Source organism: Brucepastera parasyntrophica (assembly GCF_022376835.1).
In the GTDB taxonomy this organism is placed as follows: Bacteria; Spirochaetota; Spirochaetia; order Treponematales; family Treponemataceae; genus Brucepastera; species Brucepastera parasyntrophica.
The window spans coordinates 414,714-428,913 of record NZ_CP084606.1 but is presented as its reverse complement, the minus strand read 5'-3'; the positions used below and the strand labels follow the sequence as shown (position 1 = coordinate 428,913).

Annotated in this window: 5 protein-coding genes and 1 pseudogene; 2 read left to right on the top strand and 4 right to left on the bottom strand. The window is 45.6% G+C overall.

Features of this window, described 5'->3' with window-relative positions; genetic code table 11:
* Positions 1–13 precede the first annotated feature (13 nt).
* The 4 genes and pseudogenes from K7I13_RS01990 to K7I13_RS01975 form a co-directional block, all read right to left on the bottom strand.
* Complete coding sequence (locus K7I13_RS01990; RefSeq protein ID WP_255947563.1) at positions 14–883, bottom strand: tocopherol cyclase family protein; 870 nt, start codon at positions 881–883, stop codon at positions 14–16.
* Between the two features lie 192 nt (positions 884–1,075).
* Positions 1,076–2,890 carry an ATP-binding protein gene (locus K7I13_RS01985; protein ID WP_255947562.1) on the bottom strand — a complete coding sequence of 605 codons (1,815 nt, stop codon included), beginning with the start codon at positions 2,888–2,890 and terminating at the stop codon, positions 1,076–1,078.
* A 225-nt stretch (positions 2,891–3,115) separates the two neighbouring features.
* Positions 3,116–4,422: pseudogene (gene hisS, locus K7I13_RS01980) on the bottom strand (histidine--tRNA ligase).
* Between the two features lie 284 nt (positions 4,423–4,706).
* A complete protein-coding gene (locus tag K7I13_RS01975) occupies positions 4,707–5,849 on the bottom strand; it encodes an N-acetylneuraminate synthase family protein (RefSeq protein ID WP_255947561.1) in 1,143 nt (380 codons plus the stop codon).
* 289 nt (positions 5,850–6,138) lie between these two features.
* Here K7I13_RS01975 and K7I13_RS01970 point away from each other — a divergent pair, with 289 nt between their 5' ends.
* Both K7I13_RS01970 and pbpC read left to right on the top strand, forming a co-directional pair.
* Positions 6,139–11,700: an Ig-like domain-containing alpha-2-macroglobulin family protein gene (locus K7I13_RS01970; RefSeq protein WP_255947560.1), complete on the top strand. Its 5,562-nt coding sequence runs from the start codon at positions 6,139–6,141 to the stop codon at positions 11,698–11,700.
* A 124-nt stretch (positions 11,701–11,824) separates the two neighbouring features.
* On the top strand, positions 11,825–14,074 hold the full coding sequence (gene pbpC / locus K7I13_RS01965) for a penicillin-binding protein 1C (protein ID WP_255947558.1): 2,250 nt from the start codon (positions 11,825–11,827) through the stop codon (positions 14,072–14,074).
* The last annotated feature ends 126 nt before the right edge of the window (positions 14,075–14,200 follow it).

Here is a 14,200-nt window from a genome sequence, read left to right as displayed (position 1 = left end):
CCGGCAACTTGTATCAGGCCCGTTCGTATCCGGCAATTCTGTTTTCCGCAGTAAACAATAGTGTTTTTCCGCGTGCAAACTCAAAATTTACTTTGCATGAAATACTTTCCCTGATTATTCTGCTCATATTTCCGGAATCAGGGGCTTTCAGCGGATGTGATACAGTATCGCTGAATTCAGCTTTCAGTGTATAAGTTCCTTTTTTTATCATAAGCCCTTTTTCATTATTGTATATTACTTTTCCGCCATTATAAGTTGCGATCCGGTATTCTTTGTTTTTATACCGTATAACTGAAATCAGTCCCTGGAAAAAAAGCCCAAAGAATGGTATCGTCGCGATTGATACCATAATAGAGCAGTCATCATTGCATTGCAGCCAGGTATAGGTTTCCGGAAATGAATAACCCCAGTCTTTTTCAATGTACCCGTTTGCATTTTCAAAAGAAAAGACAGTTCCATTAAGAGTAAGAGTTCCATTTACTGAATGGTGCATGCTTATAACCCCATGGTTGCATTCCATATTACGGAATACAGAAAACGGCCCCATGATATTGTAATTAATCGGTGTTATCGGGCCGTAGTTCAATTCGCCCGTACAGATAACTTCAGGTGTATTAATATCAATCTTTATACCGCTGTCACTGAAAATACTGTTTCCAATTTTTACAAATAAATCTTTTTTATCAACTGAGAAATCATTAGCATCATAATCGACATTAAATGATTCTGTGTTTGTTATTATCTGGATAAAAACTTTTTTTTCGCCTTCCTTTGTTATATTGATTCCGGGAATAAACGCTATGCCCTGTTCATTATTCTGGTGTTTAAAAAACCACCCTTCAAAAAAGTCTTTGTTTTTTTTTGGAATGTTGTGAGTTTTCATGAGGCCCTTCCGATTATTAATTCCGGCATAAGATACAAGCGCCGGTTTTTTATTTTATGTTTTTCAAAACTTCATTTTTTGAAAAAGCTTGTATATACATTTTCGTCCATTCATCCGGTATTGTAAAGGCTATATACGCCGAAAGACAAAAACATATCAGTTATTCCGGAAGAATTACAGATATTTTTGAAATTAAACAGAAAATAACACTGAAGCTATTGTTCTTTTCACCTGGGCTATATCCAGAGGTTTGCCGATATGCGCATTCATCCCCGCGTCTTTTGCCTTTTGAATATCCTCTTTGAAAACATTTGCGGTCATTGCAATAATAGGTATTGTAGTGGCATTCGGGAGTTCTGACGCGCGTATTTTTCGGGTAGTTTCATGGCCATCCATAATCGGCATCTGAATATCCATAAAAATCATATCGAATTTTTCAGGATGTTCAAAATACATATTAAGACCATTTAAACCATTACCCGCAAAATCAACCGTGGCCCCCATGCCTGTCAAAACATTCTCTGCAATTATCTGATTCAGTTCAGAATCCTCAATGAGCAGAATGTGTTTTCCGTTTAAATCAAGATCAGTATTTGTTGTGGGAAATACATCATTTTGAGATTCATCGGCAGTGGCTGTTCTCAGTTTCATCGTTACAATAAATTCGCTGCCTGATCCCGGAGCGCTGAAGACCTCGAGCCTGCCGCCCATCATTTCCGCAAGCTGCTTCGAAATGGCAAGGCCAAGTCCTGTTCCTCCGTATTTTCTGGTCGTACTCCCGTCACCCTGTTCAAAGGGCTGGAACAGTTTTTCCAGAAACTCCGGTTCAATCCCTATACCGTTGTCTTTTACCCGCCATTCCATAGTGCAGAAACCATTTTTTATTTCAGCCGCTTTTATATGCAGTGAAATGTTTCCGCCTTCCGGAGTAAATTTTACGGCGTTTGAAAGGAGGTTTATTATTATCTGTTTAATATGCGTACTGTCACAGTATACATACTGCGGAAGATTTTCTGAAACAGAAAGGGTGAAATTCTGCTTTTTCGCCTCTACCTGGGGAATAATCATGCTGCTTATGGTGTCTATTTCGTTTTGTGTATTAGTATATGATTCATCCAAAAACATTTTTCCTGATTCTATTTTGGAAATATCCAGAATATCATTTATCAGATTTAAAAGATGTCCCGAAGCGGTGTTGATATTGTCCAGATATTCTTTTGTTTTTTCTGTATCACCGGTTTCTCCGGCCATCCGGCTGAAACCAATGATTGCATTCAGGGGTGTCCGTATTTCATGACTCATGCGGGAAAGAAAACCGCTCTTTGCCCTGCTTGCACTTTCTGCGAGAACCGCTTTTTTATGAAACAGCTTGAGTCCCCAAAATCCGCTTATTATTACTATTGCCAGAGAGATGATCTGGACGATCGTTAAAAGCTCCATATTGTTTTTGACAAAAACAATTTGTTCATCAGACATATCGACCCCGGCTATACAGTAAATATTTCCGTCTGTATCATAAACGGGAGCGTAGGCCGCGAGAATTCCGTCCCAGTTTTGGGAATAATTACCCAGTCCGCTGCTTGTAGCGATGCCGTTAAAAGCCTGCGTCGGCGCAGGTTCAAAATCAACCAGTTCGCTGTCCAGACCGACCTGAGAGTCCTGATCAAAATCATTATCAACTACAAATTGGAGCATACCGTTTTTCGGCCGCAAATAATAGGCAAACAGGATATCGGAATCTTCAACAAAATCCGCAAGCCGCCGGCGGATTTCAGAATAAAGCGGTTTCTGCATATCCTCCGGTTCTTTAAACTGTTCAAGTTCCTCTACACTAACGAGATTTGCCGCAGCTTTGCTGAGTACAAGCAGCCGCTGTTCCGTGTTATACTCGAGCATTGAAGTCGCGGAATTCATGAGAGATCTTGAATATAAGGAAATAATCAAAACAACAGCGGCTGATACAAAAAAAAGCAGTAATATTGAGTTATTCTGGAAAAACTTTTTCATTGCAGCCTCTTTATTATTTAAAGCCGGATTTCTTTAAATATAACAAGTGATAGGAATAAAATGCAAGTTCATTGAGTCAATTTCAAAATCTGACATTTTGAAATCACCTCCATATAACCGAAATATTTCAGTTATACTCCTTTAATGTAAGTTTCTGATGAAAAGAATTAGTTAACTGTTTTCATCAGAAATACTTAGAACAGGAAACAGGCAAATAATGCAGGATTAATTGCCTGTAATTTTCTCCGCCGCTTCCTCAGGTGTAATGCCTATAAGAGTTTCCCGTGTAAGAAGATTCTTTAGTGTAATTGTATTTTCCATTATGTCTTCTTTCAGAATTCCCCACGGAATTGTCTTTTTTTCCGCCCAGGCATACTGCTGGGACATTTTTTTTGCGTCAGGGTATACTTCGCAGGCTATTTCTCTGTCGCGGAAAAAGCCGGCGATTTTCTGGTACTGGGGCATATGTTCGGAGTTCAGGCAAAAAACAACGGCCCTGGTAAAGCTTGCCTGTTTGTGGGTTATTCCCAGTTGATCAAGTCCGGCAAGCAAGCGGTCCAGACCTATTGAAGACCCGACTCCGGGAATTCTTTCTTTCATATACAGCCCGGCAAGGTTATCATATCGCCCGCCGGAACAGATGGACCCGATTTCGGGAAGCCCGTTCAGAAATGTTTCATATACTATGCCGGTATAATAATCAAGACCGCGGGTAATTGAGGGATCAAGAACAAATGACGGCGAAATTTCCATTGCTGTAATATATGTATGGATTTCCCTGAGCCGCTGTGTATCTTCCGCCGGACCGCCCGCCATGGTTTCCATCAGTGTGAGTGTTTTTTTAAAATCCTCCGGTTTATTTCCGGAGCCTTTTATGAAGGAAAGGATATCTTCCGCATTTTTTCTCCCGCGATTTCAGATAATTGGGCGACCATTTCCTGCGGCGTAATTTTTGCAAGCTTATCAACAGTACGCAGAATATCTTCGCTTTTTCCTGAAAGTCCCCGGTTTGTGAGAAAACGGTTTAAAATACCCCGGTGTGAAATTTTTATTGTTATGTCGGTAATCCCGATCGCATTAAGCGATACCTTCATAAGATTAAGTATTTCAAAATCTGATGCGGCTGAATCGGATCCTATTATATCAAAGTCGCACTGGACAAATTCCCGGTACCTGCCTGACTGAGGCTTTTCACCCCGCCAGACTTTGGCGATATGATAGCGTTTGAAAGGAAAATACAGCGAATCCTTGTGTTCGGCAATGAAACGCGCAAAGGGAACGGTCAGATCAAAACGGAGCGCTATATCCCTGCCGCCGTTATCTTCAAACCTGTATATTTGTTTTTCCGTCTCGCCCTCGCTTTTCCGCAAGAGTACTTCCGCATATTCAAGGGCCGGCGTATCAATCGGAACAAAACCGAATGAACGGAATACAGCCGTCAGTTTTTCAATGAGTAAAGCCCGCGCGATTTCTTCCGGAGGCAATACATCCCGGAATCCTTTCAGATGTTTGGGTTCAATAATCTGTGCCATAATAAAAAGTATAGTATCCGAGTATGAAAAATTATGCAATGTATAGTCAAATAATCCGGATTATCTGACAATTCCGATTATAAGTGTTTCCGGTATAAATGAATTAGTTAATTCCTTTATACCGGAAACTTACATTAAAGGGGTATACCGCTGCGTTGAGAATTCGAAAGGCCCTTCCGGAGCAGTCGCAATCCTGTCGCGATACGATAGCAGATACGATGGGGTATCGTATGCATTGACCGGAATTTTGATTCCTGCTTTTTCAGTATCAGGATTGAATCTTTTCAGCTCTGCAGGGGAGGCTCGTGTGTACAGATAATATCTGCCCATTCTATACCTGCGCCGTCTGGAACAGTTCTGGAAAGATGAGCCCCAATGACTGTATTCAGAAATTCCGGCGACAATCCGGGATTAAGTTTTTTTTCGGTCCGAAGCAGAGCTACGTCTTCTTTCTGAATGACCGAATTTTCATTCAGATTTCTGACAGCGTGAATAGAACGGTTGGTTCTGCCGTAATTTTGTCTTTCGGAAGCCGCAAGTTTTTTTTGACCGGAGCCAAGAATAGAAATTATTTTTTCCCTGCCATACCTGCCCGCGAGCACTTCCAGAACGGATTCTCTGTCTTTACCCTGAGTATCTCTAACCGCCAGCGTCATTTTTTCAAAGAGCTCGGACGGAAGCGCTACCGGATCATCAAGCCCGGGATCGCTTCTTGAAAGGCAGATGTGTTTCTCGATAATACATGCCCCGCAGGCAGCAGACAGTACGGGAATCAGCACAGGGTCCAGAGAATGATCACTGACTCCCACGGGAATTCCGAATATTGCCGACAGGTTTTGAATAATATTCAGGTTATAATCTTCCTCGGGAGCCGGATAGCTGGTCACACAATGAAGGAGAACTTTTTCATTCGCCGCTTCCGTTTCTTCCAGTGCGCGTTCAATGTCGGAAAGCCGGGACACTCCTGTCGAAAGGATAAGGGGCAGCCCGTAACCCGCTGTTTCCCTCAGCAGCGGAAAATGGTTCAGTTCAGGCGAGGCTATTTTAATACAGGAAGGCGACAGCGACCGGAGTTCCCTTGCGCTGCGGAGCCCGAAAGGAGAGCATAAAAAAATGAGCTTTTTGCCTTCGCAGTAACTCTTCAGTTCCTGATAAAAGGAAAGTGGCACTTCCATTTCCCTGAAACGGTCATACAGCGGTACCTCGCCGCCGGGAAGACTGACTGTTCCTGTTTCAGGATGGAGAATTTCATCGGCGTATACGATCTGAAACTTTGCGCAGTCGGCTCCGGAATCGCAGGCCGCGTCTATCAGTTCTTTTGCGCGTTCCAGGCTCCCCCTGTGTGAAGTTCCGATTTCCGCTACTATCAGGACATTATTTTCAGCTGAAAATTTTTTTCCCTCAATTGTAACTGTTCCGTAATTCATATTTCCATTTTACAGCCCGTTTTATATTTGTCAACATAAACACTTGTTCGCCGGTTTCAAAGGCCCGCAGGCCCGGCCTGTTATTCCTCCTTATATTTTCGAAACCTGTTTTTTAAAATCAGAATTCGCATAAACAGAGTAAAAAACGCAGTTCTTTGTTGAAGAATATACAAGAGTAGGGTAAAATAATTACAGGGGATTCCAGGGCGGAAGTATATGTTTTTTTCTTTTTCTACAGAAAATCGGTTGTCTATTTCTATAAATCACAAACAATAAAGGATGTGTAGTTATGCAGGTAATTTACAAAGACAGATTTTTGGGATTTTCATGTGCGGTATTGATTACGGCCTTGCTGGCGGGACTTTTTTTATCCTGCGGCAATAATAGCACAGCCATGAGGCCTGACCCGAAAGTCGTTGCGGCATATACGGGCGGTATTGTTTCTCAATATGAGCCTATCAGGGTCGTTTTTACAAAGCCGCATGATAAGACAACACCTGTATCACAGTCCGCGTTCCGGCTGAACCCGCAGGTCCCGGGAACCCTTTCCTGGGAAAATGACTATACGCTTGTTTTTACACCGGCCAAGGCATTCAAGCCAAAAACCCGTTATGAAGCTGTAATTACACCCGCTTCTTTTTCAAATTCTGATGCGGTGCCTTTTTCATTCGGATTTGCAACTGCATCTGCCCCTTTTGAGGTGCGGTTTGACCCGGTAAAAATAGATAATCCTGATGGAGTCCGGATTGCCGGGACTGTTTTTACTGATTCCGGGGTAAATCCCTCAAAAGTTGAGAAAGTCATTAACTCGAGGGAGCTGGGATCGCCTGAATGGATCCATGAAGGAACAACACACCGTTTTACTTTTAGTCCTGTTATGCGTAAAAACTCAATACAGACTGTCGCGGTAAAATGGGATGCTCGCGCAATTGACTCACAGGAGAAGGGCGAAGTTTCCATTCAGATTCCTGAATTAAAACGCTTTGAGGTGCTTGAAATTTATCCGGAAGATAATAATACGCTTCTCGTAACTTTTTCATCACCGCTTCGCAAAGATCAGGATTTAAGAGGGTTTGTTTCATTATCCGGAAATACGAATATCAGATATTCGATAGAGGACAATATCGCGCGTATTTACGGGACCGATTCCATTCCGCCGGGTTCGGTATTATCCATTCAGGATTTATCGGATAAATACGGTGAAACACTGTACCAGCCCGTGCAGTATTCTGTTCCGCAAAAATGGGAACTGCCGGAAGTCCGCTTTACCGGGTCAGGGAATATTCTTCCGGGAACCCAGGGTGCTACAATGGTTCTGGAGACGAGAAATCTTTCCGGAGTAATTGTCGAAGCCTTTGAAATATATGATAAAAATATCATTCAGTTTCTGCAGGTTAATGATATAGCAGGAACCAAGGAGTTATACCGTGTCGGCGAGCCGGTGTGGGTAAAAAGCTTTGATCTGCCGTGGTCAGCCTCGAAAAAAAACCAGTGGATACGCCAGGGGCTTGATTTATCGGAGCTTTCGCAAAAACACCCGGACAGTATGTTCAGAATACGCGTTACCTTCAGAAAGAAACATGTGCAGTATGAATGTACTGTCGGGCATTCCGGCTTTTCCGATCTCGAATTCCCCGGAGATACGCTTCCGCCGTATCCGGCGAATAACTCAAACAGTGAATCAAGTTACTGGGATTATTACAGTAATTCGCGGTACGATTATAACTGGTACCGGTACCGGTTTGATCCCTGTCATCCGGCTTTTTACATGTCCTATTCCGATCATGATATAACGATAGGAAAAAATGTTCTTGTTTCGGATCTTGGAATGCTTGCAAAACGTTCCGTTTCGGGAGATTTGCTTGTTGCCGTAACAAATCTTCGCACCGCAATGCCGGCAGCGAATGCTGATGTTGAACTCTTTGCTTTTCAGGGCAGGCTGATAGAGAGTTTAAAAACCGATAAAGACGGAATCGCGTCAATAAAATCTTCCGCAAATCCGGCGTTTATTTTTGCCGGCGACGGAAAAAACCACGCGTTCCTGCGTATGAACGATTCGCTCACGCTGGCAACCAGCCATTTCGATATATCCGGCGACAAGGCAAGCGACGGAGTGAAGGGCGTAATATACGGCGACCGGGGGGTGTGGCGTCCCGGTGATACCATATACCTGACCTTCCTTCTGGCCGACACCCGGAATACGCTTCCTCCTGATCATCCTGTTTTGTTTGAACTCGAAGATCCTCAGGGAAGGATAATCGAGAACAGAACTTTTACTTCTTCGGTTAACGGATTCTATCCGATTCCCGTAACAACAAAAGATTCCGCTCCAACCGGCGACTGGATTGCCCGTGTCCGTGTGGGCGGCAATGTTTTTACAAAAAACCTGAAAATAGAAACCGTAATGCCGAACCGTCTGAAAATGGTCCTGGATTCCGGCGGGAAAAAATATCTTGATTCCTCCCGTACCGATATGACGCTTGATGTAACCTGGCTGCATGGTGCGCCGGCCCCCTCTCTCAAAGCCGACATCTCTATTATATTTGCGGACAGGGAAACATCCTTCCCGTCCTATACCGACTATACGTTCAGGGATCCTTCGCGGTCGGTATCATCGGAACGGCATGTGATTTTTAACGGAAATCTTGATGAAAAGGGAAAGGCAAAATTCCCGGTGCAGCTTTCTCCGGGTACTTCCGTTCCCGGTAAATTATACGCGCGTTTTCTCACCCGGGTTTTTGAACCCTCAGGCGTTTTCTCCTCCGAACAGGTTTCAATGGATTTTTCGCCTTACACACGTTATGTCGGTATTAAACTGCCGAAGGGTGACGCCGCGAGAAATATGCTCTTGACCGACACCGATCATAAGGCAGAAATCGTCATACTTGATCCTGACGGAGTTCCCGTTAAAGGAAATGTCCAAGTGGAATGCGCTGTCTATCAGATGAACTGGCGCTGGTGGTGGGAAAAGGGTGGAAATGAATCCGCCGATTTTACAAACGCCCTTTCCCGGACTCCTGTAATGAAGGAAACAGTTACCGTATCCAATGGCGGAGGATCATGGAATTTCCGTGTAAACTATCCTTCATGGGGACGGTATCTGATTATTGTGCGTGACACAAGGGGCGGGCATGCCGCCGCGAATATTGCCTACATTGACTGGCCTGGCTGGGCGGGCAGGGCACAGGAAGGCCAGCAGGGCGCCGCCTTTATGCTGAATATGACTACCGAAAAACAATCATATACAACGGGGGAAAAAGTTTCCGTAAGTTTCCCGTCGAACAAGGACGCGCGCGCGCTTGCGGTAATTGAAAAGGGCGGAGAAATCATCAGACAGGAATGGGTAACCTGTACTGACGGGACCACGAAATATGAATTCCCCGCCGATTTTTCAATGGCCCCGAATGTTTATGTCCATATAACCCTTCTGCAGCAGCATCTGCAGACAATGAATGATCTTCCGATCCGGCTGTATGGCATTATTCCTGTTTCGGTTGTCGCTCCCGAAACAAAACTTAATCCGCAGATTATAGCTCCGAAAAACTGGGAGCCGATGACAAAGTCTTCTTTCACTGTAAAAGAAGCAAATGGCAAACCCATGACATACACAGCTGTTGTTGTCGACGAGGGCCTTCTCGGACTGACAAGATATTCGATGCCGAACCCCTGGAATACTTTTTACAGAAGAGAGGCTTCTTTCCTCAAATCATGGGATATGTATTCCTCCGTTATGGGAGCGTATTCAGGAAAACTGGAAACCCTTCTGGCAATCGGCGGCGGTGATGATGATATGGATTCGACCGTAAAGAAGACCGACAGATTTAAACCGGTTGTTGAATATTTTGGCCCCTATGAACTGCGGGCAGGCGAATCACGGACTGAAGAATTTGATATGCCTCAATACGTCGGCGCTGTCCGGATTATGGTTGTGGCAGCTGATTCTTCCGTGCAAAAGCAGAATAGTACAGCCGCTCCGAAAAAAGCGGCTTACGGGGTCGCGGAACAGTCGGTAACAGTAAAAAGCGATCTGATGATACTGGGAACTGTACCCCGGACGCTTTCCCCGAACGATGAAGTGGTTATTCCGGTTTCGGTTTTTTCATATGCGGAAGGCGCTCGTGTTGTCAGGGTTTCAATTGCACTGGACGGAAGTATTGCCCAGGTCCCAGGAAGCGCGAATTTTGCTGCTGTCCGATTTGACAAGCCGGGAGACAAAATCGTGGAATTCCGCGTAAAAGCGGCTGATATTCCGGGCCGGGCGCGGATCAGAATAACTGCAACTTCGAAGGACTTAAAGGATGCGGTAAGTGATATTGAACTTGATGTCCGTTCCACTGTGACCCCCATAACCACCGTTGTTACCAAGCTGTTATCTTCGGGCAGTACATGGAATGAAAGCATTGCCTTGCCGGGATTACCAGGTACAAACACGGCCGTCCTTGAACTGTCCCGAATTCCTCCGCTCGGCCTTGAAAAACGCCTTGGCTTCCTTATCAGTTATCCTCACGGCTGTATTGAGCAGACCACCAGTTCCGTTTTCCCGCAGCTCTTCCTTGATAAGGTTCTGACGCTTACTGATGATGAGATAAGCAAAACCAGAACAAATATTGCGGCCGGTATTCAGCGGATAGCGACATTCCAGACATACAGCGGAGGACTTTCATACTGGCCCGGAAATGCTGATCCGAATGAATGGGGTACAAGTTATGCCGGTCATTTCCTGATTTGCGCACAGCAGGCCGGATACACTGTTCCGGAAACTCTGCTTAATAAATGGACCGAATTCCAGAAAAACAGGGCCGCTTCCTGGTCAGGCAGCGATTCACAGTCAATACTGAATCAGGCGTACCGTTTGTATACCCTTGCGCTTGGCGGAAGCGCCGACATTGGTTCAATGAACCGGCTGCGTGAACGGGGCGACCTTCCCAATGCTGCCGCCTGGCGCCTTGCGGCGGCCTACTGGTACGCAGGACAGCGTGACGCCGCCCGTTCAATGATCCGGAATTTAACGCTGACGGTTTCCGATTACAAGGAACTCTCGGGAACCTTCGGATCTACTTTCCGTGACAAGGCAATGATTCTGGAAACGCTGGGAATCATGGGTGAAGAAGGCAAATCAAAGAATCTGCTTGAAGATGTAATTGCGACACTTTCTTCCGAGAAATGGCTTTCCACACAGGAAACCGCATACGGACTGATATCCGTTATTCCTTTTGTTCAGGGCTCCGGCGATTCCAGGCAGATTACAGTGGACTGCAGCATTCAGGGAAATGCCCGGACTGTTTCGTTCAACTCGCCTGTCATACGTGTAGAACTCGGAAATATCAGCGGCAATACCGCCCAGCTCAATATTTCAAATAAGTCGGCCGTGCCCGCATACGCCAGGATAATTGCAGCGGGACTTCCCGCCGAAGGCTCGGAACCTGCATTGCGCGAAGGTCTTACACTCAGCGTCCAGTACCGCGATATGGATGGAGATTTAATAAATCCTTCGGATCTGCCGCTCGGTGAAGATATGGAAGTCAGTGTGACTGTCGGTAATATTACGACATCACCTGTGCAGGAAGTAGCGGTTGTTCATGTGTTCCCTGCGTCCTGGGAATTGATCAACACCAGGCTTACTGAGGATTCCGGAAAATCAAACGCAAATTCCGGTTTTAAATATCAGGACCTGCGTGACGACAGAATCATGACTTATTTTGATCTGAACAGGGGTGAAAGCAAAACAATTACATTCCGGGTAAATCAGGCATACGGAGGAACGTATTTCTTTCCCGCAATTCATGCCTATGCAATGTATGATGAATCGATCCGGGCTCTTGTTCCCGGAAGGCAGGCAAATCCAAAATAGTGAAACGTTTTTCTTTTCCGGTCAGAATGCGCTATGTCCTCTGCATTGCAGGGGGCATAGCGCTTCTTCTGCTTTTTATTTTTCTCTTCCGAAGCCTCTTTTTGATGTTCCCTATTCTCCGGTTATGTATGACAAAAATGGAGAATTTCTCGGCGCCCGGGTTGCATCTGACGGACAGTGGCGTTTTCCTCCGGAGCCGGAAGTTAATGAAAAATTTGCAATAGCGCTGATTGAATATGAGGATAAACGGTTTAAATATCATCCGGGGGTTGACCCGGCTGCAATAGCCCGGGCGGGTATACAGAATTTCAGGGCGGGTAAAATTGTATCAGGCGGTTCAACCCTTACTATGCAGACAGTCCGTTTGATGCGGGGAAATAAAAAACGGACCTTTCCGGAAAAAATAATTGAAGCAATACTTGCCCTAAGACTTGAAATCGGACGTTCAAAAAAGGATATTCTGGCCCTGTATGCCGCCAATGCGCCTTTCGGGGGAAATGTAGTTGGCTTGGAAGCCGCATCCTGGCGCTGGTTTGGACGCACATCAGATGAGCTCTCCTGGAGCGAGGCCGCAACCCTCGCGGTACTGCCAAACAGTCCGGCTCTTGTTCATCCGGGAAAAAACAGAAATATCCTGAAAGAAAAACGGGACGGGCTTCTTAAACGGCTTGCGGAAAAAGGCTGTTTTGATGACGAAACCCTTCATCTCGCAATGGCGGAACCTCTGCCTCTTGAACCGAAGCCTCTTCCTCAAATGGCTCCCCATCTATTTGCGCGAATAATCAGTGAAAAGGAAAAAAGTGTTCCGTCCGGCAAACGAAAAGAAAAAGCACTGAATAGTCTTTTTTCGCAGCCGGTTAATACTACACTCGATATATCAATACAGGACCGCGCTTCTGCTATTGTTGAACGCTGGTCTTCCCGCTTTTCAGGAAACGACATACTGAATGCGGCCTGTCTTATACTGGATACGGAAACAGGAGAGGTAATTGCCTACATAGGAAACGTCGACAGTCCGGTAGCCAGAAACGTGGATATTATTACCTCGCCCCGCAGTTCGGGAAGTATTCTGAAACCGTTTCTGTATGCAGCGATGCTTGACGCCGGCGAACTCATGCCCGCAGAACTCGTCAGTGACATTCCTACCAGGGTAGGAAGTTACCGTCCGGAAAATAATACAAGGACCTATGTCGGCGTTATACCGGCTGATCAGGCCCTGGCAAGATCATTGAATATTCCAGCGGTCAGGGCATTGAGGCGTTATGGCATTGACCGCTTTGCCCGGCTGCTCCGGCAGCTTGGTTTGACTACTCTGTTCAGGCCGGCCGAAGAATACGGACTCCCCCTTATACTCGGCGGAGCGGAAGTAACTTTGTGGGACATATGCGGTATTTATGCGGGCCTGTCCAGGACTGTCATGAACCCTGAAGAAACTCATTCTCAGTTTTTTCCTCCTTCCTTCTTTTCCAGGGCTATCCCGGACAGTACCGCCGCTTCCCCCATATCTCCCGGAGCTGCCTGGCTGACTCTTGAGACCCTTACATCGGTTGTCCGTCCGGCCGAAGAAGCTTCCTGGCAGAATTTCGCGAGCTCACATAATATAGCCTGGAAGACAGGCACCAGTTTCGGGTTTCGTGACGGCTGGGCAGTGGGAACAACATCCCGTTGGACAGTGGCCGTGTGGGTAGGAAACGCCACGGGAGAAGGCAGGGCGGAACTGCGCGCCGCTACAACTGCGGCACCTGTACTGTTTGAAATATTTTCATTCCTGGAACCATCGGAATGGTTCTGGAAACCATACCGCGATCTTAAGATGGTTGAAATATGTGCGCTGTCCGGTTTCCCGGCCGGTCATAACTGCGAATCAATCGGAATAGCGGACATTCCGAAAAATGCTCCATACCGCACCCCCTGTCCCTACTGCAAAATTATTGTTCTCAATGAAAATGAAGACAGACAGATACAGATCAGCGGAGAAACAGCTGAAAAGACCGTACAGCGTACCTGGTTTATACTTCCTCCTGCGGAGGAATGGTATCACAGACGATGGAACCTTGATTATAAAGTTCCTCCTCCGGCTGCCAACTCTTCCGGCACAGTCTTTCCGATGGCCCTGTTCAATCCGGAAGAAAAATCCGGTATATTTATCCCGATAGAAATTGACGGAAGCCCGGGGCAAATGGTCTTTTTTGCTGCACACCGTGATAATTCAGCGATAATTCACTGGCATCTGGACGGAAAATATCTTGGCGATACTTCACTGTTCCATGAAATGGAAGCCCGTCCGCCGCCGGGTTCACACACCCTTACATTAATCGACAATTACGGAAATATGATCCGGCGGAGTTTTACCGTACTGGATGCGGCCGACTGATATTCATCCGGATTATTGGCCTGAATATTTTAGAAATTTGTTGTTATTTTGAATAAAAAATTACTTTATTTGTAAAACACATAGTATAATATTCAGTAATAAAAAAACAGGATTAATGATGAAATA